We start from the raw sequence: 14,074 nt of genomic DNA, 5'->3' as shown, positions 1-14,074 counted from the left end.
CACTATGGAGCAGAAGCAATAAAGCTGCACCCCGTCACAAGATTCATAAATTACCCGAAACGGGGCACGGCATTCAGACAAATTTGTTTCAGTGTCCTGCTAGGGTGTTAGTTAACTTTGGTAAACAACCACTTCTGAGCATCACTTCCATTGTCGGTCCATTGCTGGACCACTGCCCCATCTGCCGTAGAAGATCCGGATACGTCCATGACCAACCCACTCCCTTTGGAAACAAGTTTGAAGTACCCGCCTCCCGCATCCACGATTCTCCACTGCTGGGCATTGGAACCATTATCGTCCCATTGCTGAAGCTGTACACCGGTGGAAGTACTTGAGCTTGGGACATCCAATACTTTTCCGCTATGCATTGCAGTAAGCTTGTAGTATCCATCACCTGTACTTTCTACCTTGAATTTCTGGTTATTGGCAGTGTAATTGGTCCATTGCTGCATTTTCGCTCCACTGGCTGTGGAAACGTCCACTACATCCAGCGCCTTGCCGCTCGCCTTGTTTGTTAAGGTATAAATACTGCCGCTTTCGATATTTGGCGAAGTGGATGCCTGATACACGCGTACATAATCAACCAGCATTTGTGCCGGGAATGGAGTTGAATTGTTGGGACTGCCCGGCCAATTTCCGCCCACGGCAAGATTGAGCAGTATAAAGAATGGCTTCTGGTATTCTTCCGTATTTCCAGTTCCGTTCTCAATATAGAAGGCATTATATTGGTTGCCGTCTACAAACCACTTAATATAATTTGCATCCCACTCAATGCTGTAGACATGGTACTGGGAAAAATCCAGATTGCCGGATACCTGTCCATACTCAGCATGTCCATTGGCATCCCAATGCACTGTGCCATTAACAAAGGCATTATTGTTTACACGTTCCATAATGTCGATTTCCCCGCACTGAGGCCAATGCGCCGAATCGATGTTCGTTCCAAGCATCCAAAATGCCGGCCATATTCCCTGCCCAGAGGGCAATTTGATTCTCGCTTCGATTTTTCCATAGGTAAAACTTTTTAATCCTTGTGTCTTTATCCTTGCAGAGGTGTAATTCTTTCCGCCATAGGATTCTTTGAGTGCAGTAATGACGAGATTCCCCCCGGTAACGTTCAAGTTCTGCGCACGGTTGGTGTAGTACTGCAGTTCATTGTTTCCCCCGCCATCGCCGTTAACTTCGGCAGACCAATTGCCAGTATTCAGAGAATTCCCGTCGAATTCGTCGCTCCATACCTGATTCCAGTTAGAAGCTGCATTTGAATGCCCAGCGGGTACTAAAGAAATCAAGAGTGTGAACAGAAGTAATAGAACCAGAACTTTTCCCCTTCTCAACATCATCTTTCCCTCCTCTTAAAATGAAAGTTTTAATAGGACGCAGGAAAACAGACGATAACAGTCTAACCATGATCAGTCCAGTAAAATCACCTCATTTATTTTCTTTTATTTCAATGCACGGCGCGCGCTCCGCACATTTGAAACCTGAATTAACCAGAGCATAATAAGCGTTCTCCACACTGTATAGGTACCGACGCCTTTGAAGGGGGCCGTCTAATCTGTTCACTTTATTGTTATTCAACCTGTTTCGTATATAAACACCTGATGTCTTCATTACAGTGGTAGTTTCACAGGAAATTATGTAAGCGCAAACATTTTGTATAAACCCATTATAAACCGGTTTCGGTTCATGAATCCACCTATATTTTGTCCAATTTTCAAAAAATTAGTGGATGTGATGTAGGTGCTCGCACAGCTTAGCAGTCTTGATGCTGAGACATCTTCACAACCCGGCGATAATAAACAACAGTGAGCACAGCGAACAGAAAATAGATGAGCGTATATACAGACATGGCAATAGCTGCCGGGAAGGTGAGGTTGGATAAGGACAGCGCAGAAGCCGCTTTTACGGCAAAGATGGAATGCAAAAGCCCGATCACAAGCGGAATCGCGAATACAAACATCTGCTTGCGGACAATGCCGCCCATGATCTCACGCTCCCCGAATCCGAGCTGCCACAGAATCGTATAGCTATCCCTCTCCTGTTCTGCCTCTGTCATTTGCTTGAAATACAGAATACTGCCCGTGGAAATCAGGAAGATCAGGCCGAGAAAACCTGCTATAAAAATGATCAGCCCGAATTTTCGGAGCGCCCCTTTATAAAAGCTATCGAAATCGGGATTGCCTCCCTCTTCCTTGACATATTTCGCATAGATGCCAGCTGCGGCTGCACGCTCATTCTTATCCGCAATTTGGTAGGTGTCGATAATAATGGCTTCATATACAGGGGAAGTTGGTAATTGCTCACGAATAGCCTTTATCGAGGCCAGCGGCATCACCAGCTGATGGCCGTGTAAGCTGAAATTCATGGCATAGCGATCATTTCCCCGTGTTAATTGTATGTTGGTGTGAACCCCACTTGCCCCGAAATCAACAGCTTGTGGAAAAGTAACCGGAAACGGCTGCTTGCTTAGCGCCTTCTTGAGGCCGGTGTACCAGACGGCCTCACCCTGTCCTGGGACAATAATGTCTGCACCGCTTGCCTGCAATTGTTCTGCCGCGAGCAACAACAGGCTGCGTCCGTCCCCTTGCCCTTTACCGATCGTGCCAGACAGCCGGACTGCCTCAACCGGTTGATAAGCAAACGCAATTCCTTCCTTCTCCAGCTCAACACGAAATGATTTCGCATCCCGCTCATTATTGGCAAAGATAAAGTCGTAAGGCAGCATTGCTCTAGACTCACTCTCCGCCGAATAGTACAGCGAATAAGAGATGGCTACCATCGTCAGCGTCATCGCAGATAGAATGGTAATTAGGGTGAGCGAGTTCGCATTCCCCTTCATGCGATGCATGATCGGGGCTAGCGACAAACTGTTTTTTAGCCCGAGCTGTCCATCCTTCCCCTTTCGTATCCGGAAGAACAGCCAGCCTATCGTCACACGAAACAGCAAATAGGTCCCAAGTATGGTCGGGGCGAGAATCACAAGCACCTGCTGGAACAGATTCTGGCCGAGGGTTTGGCTGGAGAGCAGATAGCCTGTAACGATCAGTCCAATCCCAAGCAACCCCATCAAAGCGGACAGAACAGTCTTCGGCTCTCGCGGATAATCGCCCTGCTTGTCCGCCTTGAATAGATCGAGTAGCGTTGAGCGGTAAACCTTGAACAGCATTTGTACCATGGTAAGGCCGATAAGCACAGTAAATACGATGACGGTCTGCAAGGCGGCTCCACTCGAGAAAGAGAGGGTTACAACGCTTTCTATACCGATCAGTTTCATCAGAATAAGCATAAAAATCCGCGCCACAAGCGCTCCCCCAACTATTCCGGTCAGGAGCGCCCCCATCCCCAGCAGTGCACTCTCCGTGATGAGCAACCTTGCTACCGCGCTGTGCGTCAGGCCCACCAGCTGATACAGCCCGATTTCCTTGCTGCGGCGTTTCAGAAAAATGCTGTTCGCGTAGATCATGAATACAACTACAATCGTGAGCACCAAAATTCCGGCCACATCAAACACCAAAGTAAATGGAATATCGCCGAATGATGCTGCCATTACCGATGAGTCATTCTGCAATGTGGCAAACACGAAATAAAGGGCTGTACTGAAAATTAGTGCAAAATAATATAAGTAGTAATTTTTAATATTTTTCCGTACACCACGGATAATCAACTCAAACAGTGTCAATATGATCACCCCCGAGCACGGCCTGCACATTCAATATATCTTTGAAGAAAGCTTGCCGTGTCTTGCTGCCACGGTACAATTCGGAATACAGCACTCCGTCCTTCAAAAACACAACTCGGCTGCAATAGCTCGAGGCCACAGGATCATGAGTCACCATCATAATGGTAATATTGTGCTGCCCGTTAAGCTCCTCCAGCATTCCCAATAGAGAGGAGGCCGCCTTCGAATCCAAAGCACCTGTCGGCTCATCCGCAAATACGATGGAGGGCCGGTGGATTAATGCGCGTGCAGCAGACGTCCGTTGCCGCTGCCCCCCGGAAATTTCATTCGGATATTTATGGGCAATCTCCCCGATGCCAAGATCTGCAGCCATGGCCTGAAAATCAGCCTCCACCGCTGCTTTCTTCATCTTATCGAGGGAAAGGGGCAGCAGGATATTCTCTTTTACCGTCAACGTATCAAGTAAGTTGTAATCCTGAAAGATGAAGCCCAGCTTCCTGCGCCGAAAAGCAGACAATTCGCTATTTTTCATAATTGAGACATCCGTATCTTCGACGAGAATTTTCCCTTCCGTCGCTTTATCAATGGTCGCCAACACTTTGATCAAAGTCGACTTCCCCGACCCGGACGGCCCCATGATTCCGACAAACTCACCTTCCACTACACGCAGGTTGATGCCCTTCAGCACCTGCTGAACATTTCCCCTGACACCATATGATTTACGGACTTCCTGCGCATGCAGTACGGTTCTCAGCCCATTGTTTTGATTCATCTCCATAGCCTCCACTCTGATATAACCTTCATTTTAGAGAAACAGGCCATGCCCGTCGCCCGTATCAGATGACAAACAGGAGGTTCTACGTGACAATATTATCATATTGAAGTCCGGACAGATTCGAACGCATTGATCGCGGTGAAGGTCATCTGAATGGCCGTTCCTGACTGGGACTCAGACTCTACCGTTAACCTAATCCCGATTTTGTCCGCAACAGTTTGAGCTAAATAGAGCCCCAGTCCAGTTGCCGCATTTTGCAGTCTGCCGTTCTCTCCGGTAAAGCCTTTGTCGAAAATACGCGGCAAGTCCTGTGCGGCGATACCCGGTCCTTCATCTCTAATCGTCAATCTGACAGGCCCATCCTCTATGGCTGTAGTTGACAGTACAATCATTCCGCCCTCCGGGCTATATTTAACCGCATTCGTCAATATTTGCCTGATAATAAAACGGCACCATTTGCGGTCCGTTCTAACTAGGTTCTCTTCGCCTTCAAACTCAACAGCTATATTTTTCTCCATACACCAGGAGCTAAGCTCACGTACTTCCAGTGCAGCAAGCCGCTGAATTCCCGTCTGTTCCAACACATAATCAGCCTCAAGTGTCGGCAAACGCGAAATGTATAATTGCTGGTCGATAAGTAAATGAATCCGCAGCCATTCCGATTCGATTTTACGCATCGCCGGATGGTCTCTGTTGGCATCGATGGTTAATTTCACTGCAGTCAGCGGCGTCTTTACCTCATGCACCCAGGCAGCGATATAATCCTGTTCCATAGATCGGGCAGAATAGCTCTTCGATATTTTATGCCAGTACCAGTGGTCCACTGCCCGTAAGAGCTGGTTCGTCGCTTCCTCCTGATACAAATAAGTTGAAGGCAAGGTTTCAACCCAATCTTCATGGATTCCTTCAGCCAGTTCTGCCAGTGCTCGCGAATACCTCGTTTCTTTACGAAAACGCCACCCAAGGAAAACGATCATCGCCAGAATTAGCAGCAGGTTTAAATAGAGCATCGAATTGCCACGGATGGAAATGCCATTGTCGATCCAGATCAGCAAATCTACAAACAACAATGAGAACAGGAAGAACACAATCCAGCTTTTCCTGTCATACAGATAGCGGAGGAATAAACGTTTCCCGCTCATAACGTACACGCCATATATCCAAGTCCTTTTTTTGTTACTATCGCTTCTTCAAGTTGAAAAAACGCCAGCTTCTGACGCAGCCGCGTTATGTTCGCTGTCAGCGTATTGTCGTTGACGAAGGTCTCATCATCCCACAGCTTGCGGATCAGATCCTGGCGTAAGATCACTTTATCCTTCTCCTTGACGAGCACCACCAGAATAAAAAATTCGTTCTTGGTCAATAGCACATCCTGCCCATCCTTACGGATCAATCCACGCTTCATATCAATAATGGTGCCGTTCCATTCGATAAGGTCATCAGCTTCCTCTCTGTAAGCATAGGTCCGGCGGAGAACCGCTTGTATTTGCGCGAGCAGCACGTCTATATGAAACGGCTTTTGAATATAATCGTCCGCCCCCATATTCATCGCCATCACCATATCCAGCGGATGATCGCGCGAAGATAGAAAGAGAATCGGCACTTTTGACACTGCCCGAATCTCCCGGCACCAGTGAAAACCATCATACATTGGAAGTTGTATATCTATGATGACCAGCTGGGGCTGCACTTTAATGTAGGTGCTCATCACATCATCAAACCGCTCCGGTCCCGTGACATGAAACGACCACTGCTCCAATCGTTCCTTTAAGGAAGAAAAAATGGCCTCATCATCTTCGATAATAAATATATTAAAATCCATATCGGCGAGCTCCCTTCCGGCTGTTGCTCCTTCATCATACCATTCCGCGCTTCCATACAAAAAGGGGAGGCAAATGAATCGCCCCCCACTGTAATGAACTTATTGCGGAAGCAGCATCGTGAACAGCAGAGCCGCCAGTTCCTGCTTGTTCAACGCCCGCTGAGAGCCGTAATCGAACATGCCGTTCGATTCGGTCACCTCCGGTCCATGCAGCTTCCAGATGACCGCAGAGCTGACAGCATCGGCAGCCCATTTCGACGTGCCCGGTGCAAGGACAGCCGTGGAATCCGGCATCCTAATTCCCGTTACAGTAAGTAAGCGGTAGACGATAGCCGCAGCTTCTTCGCGAAGAATCGGACGGTCCGGTTCGAACAATCCGCTCCCTGTTCCATTCAGCATACCGGCCTCGACAGCGGCTTGAATAGCCTTTCGGTAGGGAGAATTTTCAGTATCCTTGAATACAGACGGATTTGATGATTCAGGGATGCTCCATATCGCGTTAAAAATATGGATGAACGCTCCACGGGTGACCGTTTGCGTAGGCTCAAATGGCTGTGACAAATCATCCGTTAAGAACCCCAGTGACTTTAAGCTAAGAATGTAGCTGGCATACGGATGATCGGCCGCTACATCCGGGAATTCGGCTGGATCCTCCGGTATTTTGGCTGCATAGCTGAATAAATTAGAGTATTTCATATAGAGAATACGGCCCTCGGCATCCGCCTTGAAGGCTAGAGGATTCCCCTCCTCATCAACGAACAGCAGCTCACCGGTCTGCTTCAACTGGTGATGGCTAAGCATATCGCTCACCCTTAGGGTGCCATCTCCTGCCACTTCGACTTTGGTCAGTAGTTTAATCCGCAAATCGGAGTACAGGCCTTCAAACTTGGAAAGGTCTTCCGCCGACTGTACCTTGAATCCCTTCGCTTCATACGGCGATTTGCCACTCGCATAATAATGATTCATAAAAGCGGTAAACAGATCATTACGCAAATCTTGATTCGTATTGTAAGAAACGAAAACACCCGTTTTACGGTCAGGCAGAATCCACAGCAGCGAACTATAGCCCAGAATATCGCCACCTTTGGAGATCACAGCTTCACCCTTCGTTTTGGCCGGAAGAACAGGCGATTCAAAGCCATATGTCATATCCGGCAAATCCGGATGGATGGCCATCTGGTAAGCTGACATCGCCTTCACCGATTCAGGTGACAGGATAACCGTGCCGTCCGACGCACGGCCATCATTCAGAAAAGCTTTCATAAACAATGCCATATCGGAGGCGGTCGATAACATGCTGCCCTCCGGCCATTCACCCGGCGAAAACCCATACACCGGAATAGCATTGCCCTCCGCATCATAAGAAGTGACGAGCCGGCGGGTCAAATCTTTGGTCATGCTAAAGCTGCTTGAAGTCATACCGAGCGGCTTAAACAGATGTTTTTGCACATAACTCCCGAAGGATTCTCCACTTACCTTCTGCACAATGTATCCCTGCAGCCTGGAAGCAAAATTATCGTACATATAGGACGTTCCCGGCTTGCGAACAACAGGTGGGAACACATCGTAGATGCTTTCTTTTAATGAAATAGGTTTCTGGGAAGGGTCAAATAAATAGCTGGCATCCGTAGGTTCGCGAACTTCAAAACCGGTCGTATGCGTCAACAGATGCTCTATCGTTACCGGTGTATCGAAGGGATTTGTTACTTTATAACCATCCAGGTACTTTTCAATGTTGTCCTGAAGCGAAATTTTCCCTTGATCGACAAGTTGCATAATGGCTGCGGCTGTAAATACTTTAGAAACGGAGCCTATCCGGAAGGTACCCAGGCTGGCATCAACCCGTGCCTTCGACGTTTTATCAGCTACGCCATAACCTTTGGAGACAAGCACTTTCCCGTCTTGAACGACAGAGACCGCAGCCGATCCGGCTTTTTGCTTGATGGCATCCTGGGCAAAAAATGCGTCAAGAAACGCCTCAACCTCCTTCGCATCACGGGGCCCGTTCTTTAAATCTCCCGGGGCAGCGCTGCTGAGTGCGGCAACTTGTTGGACCAAGGCTAAATGATCTGATGGCTCAGACGGCTGAGCATACGCGCTTGCTTCAACGGCAAGAGTCAGCATCAGCAGAGCGGCCAGCATGCCGGACTTGCGGCGGGTTTTGTTATTCTTATTCTTATTCTTACTCAACGAAAATCCTCTCCTTGCTTTCCTTAAATTTGGGCTTAACCCAAGTCAGATCGAACAGGCAGTTTCAACCAACACATTTATTGTATGGTTAAGCGCAAACCCTGTCGTTCGATCCAGGTGATAAGCAGGAGGGGGTTTGTTACATTGTTGTCACTTTGGGAATCACTTTCTAGTTTTCTTGGAACATATCCTTGGCCACCTGTATTGCAGATGCGGCACGCGGCCACCCCGCGTAAAAAGCGAGATGTGTTATCGCTTCGATCAATTCTTCCTCGGATAGACCATTCTCCCGGGCCAGACGGATATGAAAGGGCAACTGCTCGGTAAGTCCACCAGCGACTAGCGCCGATACCGTTAGGAGACTGCGTTCCCGAAGCGATAATTGCTCTCTCCGCCATACCTCCTCGAAGAGCACTTCTTCTGAATAGCGGGCAAACGCTGGGGCAATCTCCCCAAAGGTTTCAAGGGCTTTCGATGCAATTTTACGATGCTTCATTCCAATCCCCTCCTTTCCTTCTATGGATGTTCAATCATTTGTGCGATGCCATTGCCAAACGTCCAGTCCTCAAATTCCGTATCGACCAGCACGACGAAGACGTCTTCTTTCCTGATGTGGAGGGTGTTCGACAAAAGTTGAGCCAACTTGCTGTAAAAACTCTTTTTTTGCTCCATGCTTCTTCCGGATTTGAGCGTGATTTGAATAAAGAGCAGTCCATCCGTTCGCTCTATGTTCAAGTAATTCGGACTATAATAAAATTCACTTGCTTTGTGTGCATGGAATACTTGGAAAAAATCATCCTCAGGTACGTTAAAATGCTCAACTAGAGCACTCATGATATCACGGCTAATAATGGGTAATTGCTCCGCATCGTATTTATTTTCCAAGTAACTTACCCTGACGAATGGCATGTTCCTTCACTCCTTTAGCGATTTATCCTTATTGTACTCCCCATCACTTATTCTGTATAATTGAATTAAATGATACAAAAATTCAATTTTTCCGATGGAGATATAGACTATGGACTTAAAGGAACTCACTACATTTCAGACTATCCTTCAAGAAGGAAACTTCTCCAAAGCCGCCGCAAAACTGAACTACGCACAATCTACGATTACGAACCAGGTTCAGCGGCTGGAGAAGGAACTGGGTATCAAGCTTTTCAAACGAGGCTGGGATTCAGAGCTTACCGCTGCCGGGCAAATATTTGCAACAGAGATCGACAAGCTGATTCAACATTGGAACTATGTAGCAGAACAGGCCAAAGCTTTGCAAAAAGAGGAGATCGGCACTCTCAGTATCGGAGGGCTGGAATCGTTAACAGAGCAAGTACTGCCAAACTCGCTGAAGCGGTTCCGCGACTATAAGCCCAATGTATCCTGCCACTTCGTAATCGGGAACACAACCACCCTGTCCCGTTCACTGCTTCAGAATGTATTGGACTTTGCCCTATGCGGAGAGCCTGCCGAGGCGGCTTCGTTTCACTTTGAGCCACTGTACAACGAGCATATCTCTTTCATCGCAGTGCACAACCACCCTTTGGCCGGGAGAGACGAAATCCCTTTTGAAGAATTACTGGGTTATCCAATCATATCCGGGGGAACTACCTGTTTATATTATTCGCGGTTATCGAAGCAATTTTCCCGTTACACTGAAACTCCTTTTCTGTATACAGTAAGTCAAATCTCAGCCATTGCGGGGTTCGTCCAGCAAATCCCTTCCTCCATAGGAGCCGTTCTCGATTCTACGCCATTACCGCCAAATGTTGTGAGAATCCAAGTTGAACTGAAGGATTCCGCCATTCCGGTCGGCCTGCTGCAAGCACGCAATGATGAATATATATCCTCATCCAAGAAACTTTTGATGCAATATATAAAAGAAGAGCTGGAGCTTGATCGACGCCGAAATTAAACGCAAAAAAACACGCCGTATTTGGCGTGTTTGGTTTGCTTGTCCGATTAGAGCAAGTGCTTTGGAGTCGCTTTGTATTCCCTGGTCCAAAGGATGCGGTCTATCTCTGCCTGTAATACCTTAAAGCCGCCGCCCTTAAAAGCGGCTATTGCCTAGAGAGTCGTGTTGACGCACGGCTCTCTTTGCATTGTACGTCTTTTCTTTCTATCCAAACAGCAGAAAAAACGGCATCTCTGCCGTTTTTTCTGTGATGGACTCTCAGGGACTCGAACCCTGGACCAATTGATTAAGAGTCAACTGCTCTACCAACTGAGCTAAGAGTCCAAATAGATGTCTAATTATTCGAATTCCACTAGACTGGTATCTTTCAAAAAAAGAAATCATCTTCAAAAGACGCTTTAATATCATATAACTTTATATTGCTTATGTCAAGAAAATCATTACTCGAGTTCTTTCATTATTTTAGAACTACCTGTTTTTGCGGGACAACACATAGTAGACCGGCAGTCCGGCCAGCGTAATGCCGATACCCACAAGAGAACGCAGCGGATCACTGACAATTGTGCTGGCCAGAATATAGATCCCGCCTGCCACCCCTAGAATAGGGGTAACCGGGTAGAGTGGCACACGGTAGCGTCCTTTCTCCGGCGGCAGTTTTTTACGCAAGATGAACACACCAAACACACCCATTGTAAAGAAAATCCACAACACGAACACCAGTAAATCCGTCAGCGTATTAAAGGTTCCCGAGAAAATATAGATGACCGCCAGCACACTTTGAAAAATGAGCGCATTGGCTGGAGTCTGGAACTTGGGATGGATGCTTCGGAGTACCCGGGAAAAAGGAATCTGATTCTTCTCCCCCATTGCCTGAGGTACCCGCGCCGCGGTCATTAAATACCCATTCAGCGCACCAAGTACAGACACGATAATCCCCGCGGTAATGAAAGCCCCGCCGCCGCTGCCAAACAAAGCCTCTGCTGCATCAGCCCCAGGAGTCTGGGAAGAAATGATCTGGTCGTAAGGCAGCGCCTTGAAAATTGCAATATTGAACAACACATAAACGGCGATCACGAACATCACACCAATGGAGATGACCTTCGGCAGGGTCTTGGCCGGATCTTTGATTTCTCCTGCCATATTGGTCACGCTGATCCAACCGTCATAGGCCCATAATGTGCCCAGAACCGCCGCCCCAAAGCCTGCACCAGTCGCAGTAGCTCCAATCCCTCCAAAGCCGGGAGCCAAATCCGAGAATAAACCTACTCCTACGATACCTGCAACCGGAATCAGCTTCCCAACAGTCGCAACCGTCTGAATAATACCGCCGAATTTGGTCGCAATGACGTTCATGAGGAGAATGAATGCCAGAATGGACACCGCCAGCAGCTTCTGCTGCCATTGATTGAGCGGCAAAAAGTAGCCGGAGTATGTGGCAAACGCTATCGCCAGCGCCGCAACGGAGGCCGGATAGGAGATTACAGCCTGCACCCAACCCAGCAAATAGCCGAATACCCCGCCGTACAATTCACCTAGATAAGTATAGAGTCCTCCTGACTTAGGAATGGCGGCTGCGATTTCCGCCACGCTCAGCGCCGAAGCCAGCGTAATGATTCCTCCAATCCCCCAGGCCAAAATACTCATCCATGGCGTACCGGCATGATTCAGCACAATACCCGGCTTCAGAAAAATCCCCGATCCGATGATCATCCCCACCACAATGGCCAGAGCTTCAATGAATGTTACATTTTTTGTTAGCGGCTTCGTATTCATTGTGAAATTAAAAGTCCTTCCTGTCACGAAATTATAGATCTCCCGGTTGTATTATATGTATTGGGAAAATTACGTATATATAGTTTACGACATAACAGCAAAAAACACATCCCGAAACCACGATGTGTGTAATAATGTTCTCTCTTGACACTCTATATGAAAACGCTTATATTGGACATATTATCAATACGTTATATAACGTTATGCATGTTGTTTATTAGATATCTGTGTAGAAAGGTTGATCTTTATGAAAGTTGTTGCAGTTGGATATAGCTGTATGGATGTTTATGACAATCTGGATAAGAGCTACCCTACAGGCAATGGTGTTGATTTTGCTATCAATATTAAAAAACAGGGAATCCCCGCCGCTGTTGTGAGCGCTGTGGGAAATGATTCTTATGGGGTACAGATGGCGGAGAGGCTGAAGATAAGCGGAATTGATACTACTCACCTCCGGGTGGATAAGGGCTCAACGGCACAAATTCATATGCAGTTGATTGATAACGACAGAGTCCACGGTAATTCTATTGATGGAGTTATGGCCAATTATTATTTGACAGATGACGATTTTGACTTTATTAAGCAGCATGATTACATTCATACAGATTACTTCGGACGTATTTATGGCTTACTGGCACAATTCAGACAAGCGGGCTGTAAGATCGCTTTTGATTTCTCTACATTTTTGGAGGATAAGGATTTTGAATTGATTATCCCGAATGTGGATTATGCTTTATTCTCATACCCGCAGCGAGATTCGTGGATTGAAGACAAAATGAAGTGGGCCTGTGATCAAGGAGTACAAATCGTAGTAGCTACTTTTGGAGAGTTTGGAAGCTTGGCGTACGATGGTAAACAGTTCTATTCGGGAAGCATTATAAAAGTAGTAAATATTGTAAATACAGTGGGAGCCGGGGATTCCTTTTTTGCCGGATTTATGGCTGGGATGATCAAGGGTTTTCCGATAAAAAGCTGCTTGCAAGAGGGTGCAAAGCTGTCCGCTGAGATTATTCAAAAATTCGAACCCTATTAATTTACAAAGCTGAGGATATTGGAGGAGGAGAAAAAATGATTATTGATGCACATGTACATCCGATTTATTTTGATACGATTTGCGGGGATGATTCCGCCCTGAAATTCCGTTCTGAGCAGTTTGGTACCTATAAGCAGTCACCTTACAGTTATGAGGAAATTGTAGCTGAAATGATTTATGGTAAGATCGACCGTTCCATTCTGCTTCCACTTGATTTAACAACACAAAGTGGCGGCTGTATTGTAAGTAATGAGGAGATCAAGAAGATCACAGATCTTCATCCCGATTCATTTATTGGATTTGCCAGTGTAGATCCGTATCGGAAGGATGCGGTGGAGGTTTTGGACAATGCCTTTGCCAATCTGAAGCTAAGCGGGCTAAAGCTGAATCCTTCCAAGCAGCGGTTTTATCCTGATGATAAGCTATTGTGGCCGATCTATGAGAAATGTAGAGAATACGATAAACCGATCATGTTTCATGCCGGCTTGAGTTGGGAGCCTAATGCGCTAGCCAAGTATGCTAACCCGATTCATTATGAGCAGGTAGCAGTGGAGTTCCCGGAGCTGAGAATGTGCCTCGCACATTTTGCATGGCCATGGGTTAGAGAAATGATGATGCTGTTGATAAAATATCCTAATGTCTACACAGATACCTCAATGCTGTATATGGATTCCTTTAATGATTTTATGGAACGTATTTTTATGAAGGAAATGGAACCGCAGACCCTTGAACGCAATTTTGCCAAGCAAGTGATGTTTGGTTCAAATACCCCGAGGTTTCGTGCGTTTAAATTAAAAAAAGCTATAGAAAATCTACCGTTTAGTGAACAGGTAAAGACGAACATTTTTGGGGGAAATGCACTTGCATTTCTAGGGGAGGAGAAATAAGCT

General features: G+C 46.8%; 12 protein-coding genes and 1 tRNA gene. 3 read left to right on the top strand and 10 right to left on the bottom strand.

Going from position 1 to position 14,074, the window contains the following annotated elements; genetic code table 11:
• Nucleotides 1–107: 107 nt before the first annotated feature.
• The 8 genes from NST07_RS10875 to NST07_RS10840 all read right to left on the bottom strand — a co-directional run bounded on the left by NST07_RS10875 (nucleotide 108) and on the right by NST07_RS10840 (nucleotide 9,378).
• Nucleotides 108–1,340, bottom strand: coding sequence for an RICIN domain-containing protein (locus tag NST07_RS10875; RefSeq protein ID WP_342481540.1), 1,233 nt, complete (start codon nucleotides 1,338–1,340; stop codon nucleotides 108–110).
• Nucleotides 1,341–1,756: 416 nt separating this feature from the next.
• On the bottom strand, nucleotides 1,757–3,682 hold the full coding sequence (locus NST07_RS10870; protein ID WP_342481539.1) for an ABC transporter permease: 1,926 nt from the start codon (nucleotides 3,680–3,682) through the stop codon (nucleotides 1,757–1,759).
• Entirely contained in the window at nucleotides 3,669–4,454 is a 786-nt protein-coding gene (locus NST07_RS10865; protein ID WP_342481538.1) for an ABC transporter ATP-binding protein, read from the bottom strand. The genes NST07_RS10870 and NST07_RS10865 overlap by 14 nt, the downstream gene beginning before the upstream one ends.
• 101 nt (nucleotides 4,455–4,555) lie before the next feature.
• Nucleotides 4,556–5,599, bottom strand: a complete 1,044-nt coding sequence (locus NST07_RS10860) for a sensor histidine kinase (protein WP_342481537.1) — start codon at nucleotides 5,597–5,599, stop codon at nucleotides 4,556–4,558.
• Nucleotides 5,596–6,279, bottom strand: a complete 684-nt coding sequence (locus NST07_RS10855) for a response regulator transcription factor (RefSeq protein ID WP_341378082.1) — start codon at nucleotides 6,277–6,279, stop codon at nucleotides 5,596–5,598. Before NST07_RS10855 ends, NST07_RS10860 begins: the two co-directional genes overlap by 4 nt.
• Before the next feature lie 99 nt (nucleotides 6,280–6,378).
• Entirely contained in the window at nucleotides 6,379–8,469 is a 2,091-nt protein-coding gene (locus NST07_RS10850; RefSeq protein WP_341378081.1) for a serine hydrolase, read from the bottom strand.
• 169 nt (nucleotides 8,470–8,638) lie between these two features.
• Nucleotides 8,639–8,965 (bottom strand): carboxymuconolactone decarboxylase family protein, encoded by a 327-nt coding sequence (locus NST07_RS10845; RefSeq protein WP_341091591.1) that lies wholly within the window; start codon nucleotides 8,963–8,965, stop codon nucleotides 8,639–8,641.
• Between the two features lie 20 nt (nucleotides 8,966–8,985).
• Entirely contained in the window at nucleotides 8,986–9,378 is a 393-nt protein-coding gene (locus tag NST07_RS10840; RefSeq protein WP_342481536.1) for a tautomerase family protein, read from the bottom strand.
• Between the two features lie 109 nt (nucleotides 9,379–9,487).
• On the opposite strand from NST07_RS10840, the gene NST07_RS10835 reads away from it, so the two are divergent.
• Nucleotides 9,488–10,378 (top strand): LysR family transcriptional regulator, encoded by an 891-nt coding sequence (locus NST07_RS10835; RefSeq protein WP_342481535.1) that lies wholly within the window; start codon nucleotides 9,488–9,490, stop codon nucleotides 10,376–10,378.
• Nucleotides 10,379–10,629: 251 nt separating this feature from the next.
• Here the strand turns inward: NST07_RS10835 and NST07_RS10830 are convergent.
• Nucleotides 10,630–10,702 (bottom strand) — tRNA-Lys (locus NST07_RS10830).
• A 144-nt stretch (nucleotides 10,703–10,846) separates the two neighbouring features.
• Nucleotides 10,847–12,178 carry an amino acid permease gene (locus NST07_RS10825; protein ID WP_341091585.1) on the bottom strand — a complete coding sequence of 444 codons (1,332 nt, stop codon included), beginning with the start codon at nucleotides 12,176–12,178 and terminating at the stop codon, nucleotides 10,847–10,849.
• A gap of 220 nt (nucleotides 12,179–12,398) precedes the next feature.
• On the opposite strand from NST07_RS10825, the gene frlD reads away from it, so the two are divergent.
• Both frlD and NST07_RS10815 read left to right on the top strand, forming a co-directional pair.
• On the top strand, nucleotides 12,399–13,184 hold the full coding sequence (frlD, locus tag NST07_RS10820; protein WP_342481534.1) for a fructoselysine 6-kinase: 786 nt from the start codon (nucleotides 12,399–12,401) through the stop codon (nucleotides 13,182–13,184).
• Nucleotides 13,185–13,219: 35 nt separating this feature from the next.
• Nucleotides 13,220–14,071, top strand: coding sequence for an amidohydrolase family protein (locus tag NST07_RS10815; protein WP_342481533.1), 852 nt, complete (start codon nucleotides 13,220–13,222; stop codon nucleotides 14,069–14,071).
• Nucleotides 14,072–14,074: the final 3 nt, after the last annotated feature.

This window comes from Paenibacillus sp. FSL L8-0340 (assembly GCF_038593145.1).
In the GTDB taxonomy this organism is placed as follows: Bacteria; Bacillota; Bacilli; order Paenibacillales; family Paenibacillaceae; genus Paenibacillus_AQ.
Note: the sequence above shows the minus strand (reverse complement) of the source record. Positions and strands in the feature narration are given on the sequence as shown.